Origin of the sequence: Metabacillus idriensis, from assembly GCF_009674765.1 — a bacterium.
GTDB classification, from domain to species: Bacteria; Bacillota; Bacilli; order Bacillales; family Bacillaceae; genus Bacillus_P; species Bacillus_P idriensis.
The window spans coordinates 326,603-336,302 of the sequence record NZ_WKKF01000002.1; the positions used below are offsets into that span (position 1 = coordinate 326,603).

7 protein-coding genes are annotated in these 9,700 nt (G+C 39.7%); 5 read left to right on the forward strand and 2 right to left on the reverse strand.

All coding sequences use genetic code 11. The features are described from left to right. Positions 1-25: 25 nt before the first annotated feature. Positions 26-4,072 carry an Ig-like domain-containing protein gene (locus GJU41_RS09905; RefSeq protein WP_170292763.1) on the reverse strand — a complete coding sequence of 1,349 codons (4,047 nt, stop codon included), beginning with the start codon at positions 4,070-4,072 and terminating at the stop codon, positions 26-28. Positions 4,073-4,320: 248 nt separating this feature from the next. Here GJU41_RS09905 and GJU41_RS09910 point away from each other — a divergent pair, with 248 nt between their 5' ends. From GJU41_RS09910 to GJU41_RS09930, 5 genes are all read left to right on the forward strand, one after another. Beyond that, on the forward strand, positions 4,321-4,590 hold the full coding sequence (locus GJU41_RS09910) for an excalibur calcium-binding domain-containing protein (protein WP_154318494.1): 270 nt from the start codon (positions 4,321-4,323) through the stop codon (positions 4,588-4,590). Between the two features lie 117 nt (positions 4,591-4,707). Beyond that, positions 4,708-5,160, forward strand: coding sequence for a hypothetical protein (locus GJU41_RS09915; protein ID WP_154318495.1), 453 nt, complete (start codon positions 4,708-4,710; stop codon positions 5,158-5,160). 142 nt (positions 5,161-5,302) lie between these two features. Next, positions 5,303-5,824 carry a competence protein ComK gene (locus GJU41_RS09920; protein WP_154318496.1) on the forward strand — a complete coding sequence of 174 codons (522 nt, stop codon included), beginning with the start codon at positions 5,303-5,305 and terminating at the stop codon, positions 5,822-5,824. A gap of 101 nt (positions 5,825-5,925) precedes the next feature. Then, positions 5,926-6,759 carry a metallophosphoesterase gene (locus GJU41_RS09925; protein WP_170292764.1) on the forward strand — a complete coding sequence of 278 codons (834 nt, stop codon included), beginning with the start codon at positions 5,926-5,928 and terminating at the stop codon, positions 6,757-6,759. A 96-nt stretch (positions 6,760-6,855) separates the two neighbouring features. Beyond that, a complete protein-coding gene (locus tag GJU41_RS09930) occupies positions 6,856-8,631 on the forward strand; it encodes an SEC-C metal-binding domain-containing protein (RefSeq protein ID WP_154318498.1) in 1,776 nt (591 codons plus the stop codon). 94 nt (positions 8,632-8,725) lie between these two features. Here the strand turns inward: GJU41_RS09930 and tagU are convergent, their stop codons facing one another. After that, entirely contained in the window at positions 8,726-9,673 is a 948-nt protein-coding gene (gene tagU, locus GJU41_RS09935; protein WP_154318499.1) for a polyisoprenyl-teichoic acid--peptidoglycan teichoic acid transferase TagU, read from the reverse strand. Positions 9,674-9,700 lie beyond the last annotated feature (27 nt).

The following is a 9,700-nucleotide window of genomic DNA, read 5'->3' on the forward strand; positions in this document are numbered from 1 at the left end:
GTAGATATCCAGCCATCTTTTTTAATTATCGAACGATCATATCCTTCTTGCTACTTTTATTCCCAGCCTTATCCTCTGCATACACAGATAAAGTTGTTCCTTTTTTCTGAGCTTTAATTTTAACTCTGTAAACTCCTCCTTTTGAACGTACAGTGGTTTTTCCAAGGTTGGCAGTCCCATTGTAGACATATACCGTTGAGCCAATTTCAGCTTTTCCTGTAACAAAAGTAGATCGTGAAGAAAGTTTCTTTACGGTAGGCGTCTTTGGTGCTGTTTGATCAGAGACTTTGATGATGAGTATCGGGCTTCTATTCCCTTTATCATTTACAGAATACAGGAATAGAAGGGATCTTGCTTTTTGTTTCTCTTTAATCGTGATGGAGAAGTTGCCGCTGCTGTCCGTTATTGCAGTACCTATCGTTACACCGCGATTTTTCAAGTAGACGGTTGAGTTGGCATCAGCTTTTCCAGTAATAACAGTGGTGTTATCGCCTACTGTAGTTACTGTTGGTTTTGCAGGCATTGTTTTTTTAGTAACTTCTACAGTAATCGAAGGACTTTGGTTGCCGGCTGCATCCTTCGTATAAATAGTGAGAATGGTGCCGGAAGTTTGTTTCGTTTTGATATCTACTGAAAATACTCCTGCACTATTTGTTTTTGCTTCTCCAAGAGTAGTGGTTCCGTTTTTAACAGTGATGGTAGAGTTAGCTTCCGCTTTTCCAGTTAGGATTGATTGGCTGTCATCTATTGAATCAACAGTAGGTTTATCGGGAGCTGTTTTATCTGCTACCTGAACAGAAGCCGCCGCACTTTGATTACCACCCGCGTCTTTTGCGTAGATAGAGAGAGTGATCCCAGCTTTTTGCTTCGTTTTAATGTCTATTGAAAATCCTCCTGTACTATTTGCTTTAGCTTCTCCAAGAGTAGTAGTACCATTTTTAATGGTAACAGTAGAGTTTGCTTCCGCTTTACCAGTAACAATCGTTTGATTATCTGCTACTGGATCAACAGCAGGTTTAGCTGGGGCTGTTTTATCTGCTACTCGAACAGAAACTGCAGCACTTTGATTGCCAGCCGCGTCCTTTGCATAGATTGAGAGAGTGGTCCCGGCTATTTGTTTTGTTTTAATATCAATTGAAAATACTCCATTACTATCGGCCTTTGCTTCTCCAAGGGTAGTAGTTCCAGTTTTAACAGTGACTATAGAGTTAGCTTCTGCTTTGCCAGTTACGATTGTTTGATTGTCGGCTACTGGATTAACAGCAGGAATAGTAGGAGCAGTTTTATCAGCTACCTGAACAGGAGCAGCCTCACTTTGATTGCCAGCCGCGTCCTTTGCATAGATTGAGAGAGTGATCCCAGCTTTTTGCTTCGTTTTGATATCTACTGAAAATACTCCAGCACTATTCGCTTTTGCTTCACCAAGAGTAGTAGTTCCATTTTTAACAGTGACGGTAGAGGCAGCTTCCGCTTTACCGGTAACAATGGTTTGATTATCCGCCACAGGATCAACTGTAGGCTTAGCAGGAGCAGTTTTGTCGGCCACCTGGATAGAAGCTGATGAGCTTTGATTTCCTGCTGCATCCTTTGAATAGATGGAAAGAGTGATCCCAGCTTTTTGCTTCGTTTTGATATCTACTGAAAATACTCCAGCACTATTTGCTTTTGCTTCACCAAGAGTAGTAGTTCCAGTTTTAACAGTAAGAGTAGAGTTAGCTTCTGCTTTGCCAGTTACGATTGTATGATTGTCTCCTACAGGATCAACTGTAGGAATAGCAGGAGCTGTTTTATCTTGCACTTTTATTGTTATTTCGCCGCTCTTATTGCCAGCTGCATCTTCTGAGTAGAGGATAAGTGTTGTTCCGGCAGGCTGTTTGGCAATTGCTGCACTAAAAACACCAGAAGAATTTGCAGCAGAATGGCCGAGAGCTGTGCTGCCTTTTTTTACATATACCTTAGAACCGGCTTCTGCTTTTCCGGTAACAGCTGTTTGATTGTCGCCAACTGGATTCACCTGTGGTACGGAAGGTGCTGTCCGATCTTGAACAATGACGGTTGATTCTTCGCTTTTGTTGCCAGCTGCATCTACTGCGTAGACTTTCAATTCAGTTCCAGCCTGTTGAACTTGAATGCCCGCGCTGAATTCGCCTGTTTCATTTGCATAAGCGTTTCCAAGTGTTTCTGTTCCTTTTTTTACATATACCATTGCGTTAGGTTCTGTTGTTCCTGAGATGACGTTATCATGGTCTGAAACAAGATTGACGGCAGGTGTTGCAGGAGCAGCCGTGTCTTGCTCTTCAGCGCTGATAAATGTATAAGTGACGTCGTTTCCTTTATCTGCAGGGATGTCAGCAGTATTTGTCTTTTTAACAAGGGCTCCGCCGCCTCTTAGATAGGTAGAGGATCCGCCATATACTCTTTCGCTTAAGGCGTCAAATGCTGGTTCACCTTTAAAGCCATATTCCCCTGTTTTGTTCTTTAATAGTAAGGCTCCGCGGAAATTTGTCATAAATTTACCGAAGCTGAGAGTTGGATCAATGTATTTTTTTACGGCATTTTCAACAGCACGGTAGTCGCTGTTTGGATCTTGCAGGATGTCTTTGAAAATACCATTTCCCTGATTAGCCTGGATTCTTACATATTGGCCAAATAAATAGGAAAGGGAATAGTTGGCTAGGGTATCACCGTTTCGATCCCAGTATAAGAGAGAGTGTCCATTTTTAATAGAATTGGATGCATTATAGTAATCTATTCTGCTGGTTAAAGCCTGTCCTGTATAGATTTGTTCTGCGGCCATAGAAAGAGCTTCATTCAGCCATGTATCCATGTTTGTTTTTCCTTCAATAAACACATTCTGATTGTAATTGACCATGTGCTGAAATTCATGTGCCAGTGTTTCGTAAGAATTCTCTACTGCTTTGTAAGAACTCATTCCCATTAACGGATATGTATCAATGTAGAAGATCTCTGATTGATTTGAGTGGGTCATATTGTACAGGTCACCGCCATAGAAGTAACCGCCAATATAGCCGCCGCTGCCTGTAAAGCCATCCTGGATATCATAGACTAAAATATTAATCTTTCCATCCCCATTTACATCTGATTCAGGGGCGAAATGGCTGACGACTGTTGGGTGGATGCTGCTGTCAAATTCATCAGACAGCTTTTTGGCATCAGCTGCAGAAATCTGATGATCATGCACCCATATGTTTGTTTTTGAACCGCTGTGTACTAACGATGCATTAATTTGATAATCCTGGTTGCTGCTGAAATTAGTTACCCAAAATGGTTTTTGATCTCCGGTTTGGTAATCAGGCATTTTCTCGGTCTGCTGTTTAGAAAACATTTTGTCTTTGTTTTTCTCGATGTTAAAAGGTTTATTTGCATCAATTTGATAAGCACCAAGATCTAGCTTTTTATCGAACGTATACTTTTCATTGTTGATTTGGAAAGAACCAGTGCTTTGGGATCCTTCTGCATATGTTGATTCATTGCTGATAATGACGTAATCCTCAGAACCAGAGTCGCCGCTGAAATCTGGATTTTTCACTTTGAATCTTGTCGTATCAGAATAATAGGTGTCACTTAGGGAATTGGAAGTACCGACTCTGACATAAACGAACTCTTCTTCTGCGTATAAGGATTTTGGCAATGACACACTTAAAGTAAGGGTGCCGCTAAAGGATAGATAGAAATAAGCTTGGGTCAAATACGTCAATGAACCATTATCTTCCTTATAAAACTCAAGGGTAGTATAAGGCTCTTGACCGCTGTAAGCACTTATCTGGTATAGCAGTGAAAGCTTTAATTCATCTGAAAGACTCGTTAACGAATTAAAGGTAAATGAATGATAGGCACTGAAGCTGTCTACTAATGTATCGATGTAATCGTTGTTCTCCACAAGAGGATAATCATCCGGATTATAGGAAGCGCTCTTGCCGGATTTTTCATTTCTTGGTTTTTCATCAGCGCTTAAATTAGCTGTAAGTTTTTTTGGTGCTTCTGCGTGGACAGTGGTAAGCGGTCCCCCTAAAAGAAAGACAATGATTAGTAAACTAATAAACTTCTTCATAATAATTTCTCCCTGCCAAATAAATTTAGGTATAAAAACATAGGTAAATAAGATTATTTCAACTTTAGTAGTTTACTATATTTTCCCTGTGAATTAGCAACTTAAGAAGGATAAATTATTCGACATATGTTGGTTTTTGTCGAAAGGATTAAGTGCTGAAAAGGATAATTTGAGTGCAGCATTGCATTGTAAAATCGAATTTTATCCATTAAGATAAGAAAATAGAATATGAGAGGAATGAACTACATATGAAGAAGATTTTTACTATTTTACTTTCTTTAGCACTAATTCTTGGTTTTTCTTTTACTGCAACAGATACTGTTGATGCAAAGGCAAAAGCGAAAACGTATAAAAACTGCACAGAGTTGAACAAAGATTATAAGGGCGGAGTCGCACAGTCATCTAAAGTGAAAAATAAAGGCGGGAAAACGAAATACAAACCGTTTGTTTCAAAAGACCTTTACAATGCGAATACAAAGAGTGACCGTGATAAAGATTTAATTGCTTGTGAGAAATAAAAGATGTTTGTGGGGCCTTTCATTTCGAAAGGTCTTTTTTAATTCATAAACCTTTTTTCGTATTATCCTTAAAACTCCCTCATACACTGTCTTAGACATGCTTAAAAGGGTGATAAAATGCGAAGACGTAAACCTTTCCCTCTTATTCCAATAGCAATGATAGCAGCTGCCATTCTTCTTCTCATCGGGATATTTCATCTATTCACGCCATCCTCGCCTAAAACGGCGGTCCAGCTCTTTTATACAGCTGAACAGACTGGAAATTTCGGGGGTGCTTGGGATCTGTTTCATCCGTTGATGCAGGATCGTTTTACAAAGAACGCTTATGTGACAGAGCGGTCTCATATCTATATGAGTCATTACGGGGTTACCACGTTTTCTTTTGAAATTTTGAAGCAGAAGAAGGTTCGAAGGTGGAGGATGGCAAAAGGGTCACCGGTATTTAATGAGGCGCGTCTCATCAAGGTAAGGCAGACTTTTAAAAGTAAGTTCGGAACATTCGATGTGCTGCAGGATGTATATGTTGTGAAGGAAAAGGGAGATTGGAAGATTGTATGGGAATATGAGTGAGGCCTCTATTTTAATTTAGTGTAAATGCAATGTATATTTCTAGTTAATTTTACCTAGTTCTTATTTCCTTTCCTGAAATTTTTTGTAAAATAATGATGTGGAAAATTTTTCATTAAAAATACAGAAGATTGAGGTGGAGAGAATGCTGATGAAAGAAAGCTATGCAGTTTGGAGAGAGACGATGGTTGTGAAACCGATGTATGCGGAAAATGGGGAGTTGTGGTCTGTTGTTCATGAGCTTTATAAAAAGCTGATTGTGAAAATGTCCCCAAGAGAAATTATGAACCGCAGCTGTATCCATGCTGGTGCATCGTATCAGGGGATGATAGATGCAGCAAAGCTTATTTTGCCGGGCAAAAAGATGCTGCCAGTTTGCTTGTCGCCAGGCTACAGGATCTGTATGGTGCCTACTTTATCTCCAGACAGTGAAGAGTGTATGTGGGTTTCCTATCATCATGTGAAGAAGGTTTTTGAGAAGAACAACAGGACTATTATTGAATGCAGAAACAGAGAAGAGATTGAGATTCAAGGGAGTGTGGAAAGTTTTTTAACGAAATCCGGACATGCCCAACAGCTCGTACTGACTTATTTGGACCGTCAGGAGGAGATGTGGGATCTATCCTCTCACGTAGCTGAGTCCTATGAGGGTTATGAAGTTTATTAGATGGAAGCAGTCAAGTCCCTTTATGGGATTTGACTGTTTTTTATACTAAATGAGGCCTGTCTTTAGTAAAATAGAACAAATAGAAAAAAATGGGGTATAGCATGGCTGAATTGTTGATTAGTCTAATTGGATGCATGGGGCTGTTTTATTTATTATTTATATTGCCTACACAATGGCTGAAAGTTGAACATGTAGATGTACCGCTTGGGATTGATAAAAAAATTCTGCAGTTATCAGATCTTCATATTGAAAGAAATCGGATTCACCCTGAAAAAATCAAAGAACTGCTTCATAAAGAAAAACCTGATTATGTGTTTATCACCGGTGATTTTACCGCGAGAGAAAAATATATTCTAAGTATTAAACCTTACCTGGCTGTTTTCAATGAATATGGAATTGAAGTATATGCTGTATTTGGCAATCACGACTATCGTACTTTTAAGCTGAGTTTGCGGTTAAGGTCATGGCTCGAAGAAAACAAAGTAAAGGTTCTTGTAAATGAATCGATTGAGCTTCCAGACTTCACATTGATAGGATTGGATTTTTATAGAGAAGATGAGCTAGGGTTGACTAAAGCATTTTCTAAAGTAAGATCCGATAAACCGAGAATTGTTCTATGTCATGACCCAAATGATATAGCTGAAGTTACGGATCCATTTGATTTAATGCTTTCCGGCCACTTGCATGGAAAGCAGTTCAATGTTCCCTTCTTCTTTACCTTTATTTCAAAGGGAGAACTTGCGAGGCGGGGGATTTACCAGGGCTTCCATGAGGTTAGAGGGTCATATCTTTACATTTCAAAAGGGATTGGACAGGCGCATTGGAATTATCGGTTTGGGGTGAGGAGTGAGGTAACGGTCCTTACTTTAAATGGGAATAATGAAAACAAAATAAGACAAAACCGCAGAAATAATGTCTGTGGTTGTTCTTATTAAAAGATTTAATTTCTCGTGATTTGTTGCGCGCATTGAATTCTATTCAATTTACTGGCACAATAGACAAGGGAATCAAGCAATAAAAGGAGTTTATAAATGGATATCGGACGCAACGACCCATGCCATTGCGGCAGCGGGAAAAAATATAAGAAATGCTGTATGAAGAAAGAAACTTCACTTGAGGCTATCCGCCATGAGGATCTTGAGAAGCTTCAGGTCGAATTGATGGAATTTGCTTCTGTGAATTTTTCCAGACAAATGGATGATGCGGTTAAAGAAAAAATGGGTAAGCTGAACCGGGATGAGCACCAAAATGTATACGGTGCTCTATTAGTGTGGGCTGTCTTTTCTGTCCCATTTGTTCACGGAAGGGTAATTGAGGCCTTTGTGGAGAAGAAACAGAAAGAAGAAGTTCGTCCATCTACTTTGTCTCAGCTTAATCAATGGGCAGAAGCGGCACCTTCTTTTTCTGTCATTGAAAGCATAATAGATGACGAGTGGCTTACTGTAAAAGATATTTTTTCAAATGAAAAAAACAAGGTCAAAGTGGCACAGGGAGCAGCCTCTTTCGAAGAGGGCGGTCTGCTTCTTGGCTATTTGCTTCCATATGGTGAGTACCACTCGTATTATTTGATGCAGCTTGAGTTTGAGAAAAATCAAACAGCGCACAATACTGAGCTGACATTAGATTTATTCAGGCAGAGTGAGTTCACTGATCACAAAGCATTTATGGGTGATCACTATCCAGAGATGATCATTTCGATGCTGACAGAGCCTGAACCGGATGAGAAAACAGCTGAGCCGGAAAAAGAACTTGTTTGGGATGATATAAATTATGAAACAGCGGCACTCATGTTGGAAAATAATATTCTCAAACAAGGCATTTATGCAAAAGCAGGTGAGCTGGCTGTTGAATTAGCGCACGCTTATTTCCACCGGGAAATGCCTTCAATCAATAAGCCTGCTGCCTATGCAGCAGCGATGCACTATTTTGTAGAAAAACATATTCACAAGCAAGGTCTGACTCAGAAAAAACTTGCTGAAATGTATGAGGTTAGTGCAAGCTCTCTTTCAAAGCTTTACCGTGAAATAAAAGAAGAGTTAGAGGCTGATTTGGAGACTGCCGTTGAAAAGGTGAGCAGACAGCGTGAAATTAACCGTGTTCAAGCCCAAGAACTGATTTTTGAAGCGATGGAAAGTGAACCGAAAAAGAGATTACAGCTTGCAGAAAAAGCATTAGAGCTTTATCCGCACCCTGATGCCTACAATATGCTTGCAGAAGCAGAGCATGACCTTGAGAAACAGCTGAACTTATTCAAAAAAGGGATGGAAGCTGGTGAAGCAGATCTTGGCAGCGACTTTTTCAAACAGAATAAAGGCATGTTCTGGGGACTTACTGAAACAAGACCTTATATGAGGTCTAAGTTTAATTATGCAGTACTTGAGGCTGCAGTCGGACATTTAGATATAGCCGTTAAGCAGTGTGAGGATTTGATTAAACTAAATGAAAATGATAACCAGGGCGTTCGCTACACACTCTTTATCATGTACATGGATTTAGGGATGTACAAGCAGGCTGAAAAACTGCTGAAGAAGTATAGTGAAAGTCATATGGCATCAGGAGCTTATAATCGAGTACTGCTTGAATATGCTATAAACGGGGCTACTTCAAAATTAAAGCAGCTGGCAGAAAAAGCGAAGAAGGTTAATCCATTTGTGTTCGACTTTTTGACAGGCAAGGAAAAGCTGCCGGCACCTCCTGATTCCTATGGAATCGGAGATCAAAACGAAGCCGTCCAATATGTTTATGAGAATGAATATATTTGGTCGAAACACCCTAAGTTGATTAAATGGGCGAAGGAAAACAGCTGATTTTATTAAAAGGCTGTTCTTGTAAACTAGACTAAATGGTAAAAATCTTAAACATAATAAAAGAGCGGATTTCAAATGAAATCCGCTCTTTCTATTAATTTGAAGATGCCGTACTCGATTCAAGCTCCAAATGCTCTTTCAGCTGATTGGATAAACCGGTTCTTTCCTCTTCAGGCACGATATAATAATAAACTCCGCCGATCATATCGCCTTTTCCTTTTACTTGATGCTGCTCCATTGAGCTGCGGGCACCTTTATAATTTTCCTGAATGCTCCACATTTCGTTCATATCTAAGTTTGTTTTCACGTTATTTTCAACAACTTTGAACATTTCCCCAAACTTTGTCAGAGAAGAAATGTTAGCTCCTTTAGAGATAACAGCCTGTATAACCTGACGCTGGCGATCCTGGCGTCCAAAGTCACCGCGCGGGTCTTCATAGCGCATTCTTGTGTATTTAAGAGCACTTTCACCATCTAATGAAACAGTGCCTTTGTTGAAAGTTTCACCTTCATAAGTAAAATCAAGCGTATTATTAACGTCTACTCCGCCGACAGCATCTACAATATCTTTAAAGCTTTCCATGTTTACTTTAACAAAATAATCAACAGGCACATCAAGGAAGTGCTCAACGGTATTAATGGCCATTTCCGTGCCGCCGAATGCATAGGCATGGTTGATTTTATCTTCTTTGCCTTTTCCGATGATTTCTGTACGTGTGTCACGCGGAATGCTGACCATGTTCATGGATTTTTTATTCGGATTCACTGTTAATAGAATTAAAGAATCAGAGCGTCCGCGGTCTCCTTTTCTTTCATCAACACCTAAAAGAAGGACAGAGATAGGATCTTTTTCTTTGAAAGCCACAGCTTCAGGACGTTTTTCTGATACGTCTCTTCCAATATCCTCTTGAATTTTTGCAACAGTATCTGATGCAGTTTTATACAAATAAAAGGCATAGCCTCCTGTACCCAGCACGAGCAATCCAATGATGCTGAGCACAATCCAAAGCCATTTGCGCTTTTTGTTTCGAGTCTCTCTCATAGAGTACCATCCTTTAATTAAATTATT

Excerpts from the sequence above, each read along its gene's own strand:
- GJU41_RS09905 (WP_170292763.1), bottom strand. The coding sequence starts at position 4,072 with ATGAAGAAGTTTATTAGTTTACTAATCATTGTCTTTCTTTTAGGGGGA.
- GJU41_RS09910 (WP_154318494.1), top strand. The coding sequence starts at position 4,321 with ATGAAGAAGATTTTTACTATTTTACTTTCTTTAGCACTAATTCTTGGT.
- GJU41_RS09915 (WP_154318495.1), top strand. The coding sequence starts at position 4,708 with ATGCGAAGACGTAAACCTTTCCCTCTTATTCCAATAGCAATGATAGCA.
- GJU41_RS09920 (WP_154318496.1), top strand. The coding sequence starts at position 5,303 with ATGCTGATGAAAGAAAGCTATGCAGTTTGGAGAGAGACGATGGTTGTG.
- GJU41_RS09925 (WP_170292764.1), top strand. The coding sequence starts at position 5,926 with ATGGCTGAATTGTTGATTAGTCTAATTGGATGCATGGGGCTGTTTTAT.
- GJU41_RS09930 (WP_154318498.1), top strand. The coding sequence starts at position 6,856 with ATGGATATCGGACGCAACGACCCATGCCATTGCGGCAGCGGGAAAAAA.
- tagU (WP_154318499.1), bottom strand. The coding sequence starts at position 9,673 with ATGAGAGAGACTCGAAACAAAAAGCGCAAATGGCTTTGGATTGTGCTC.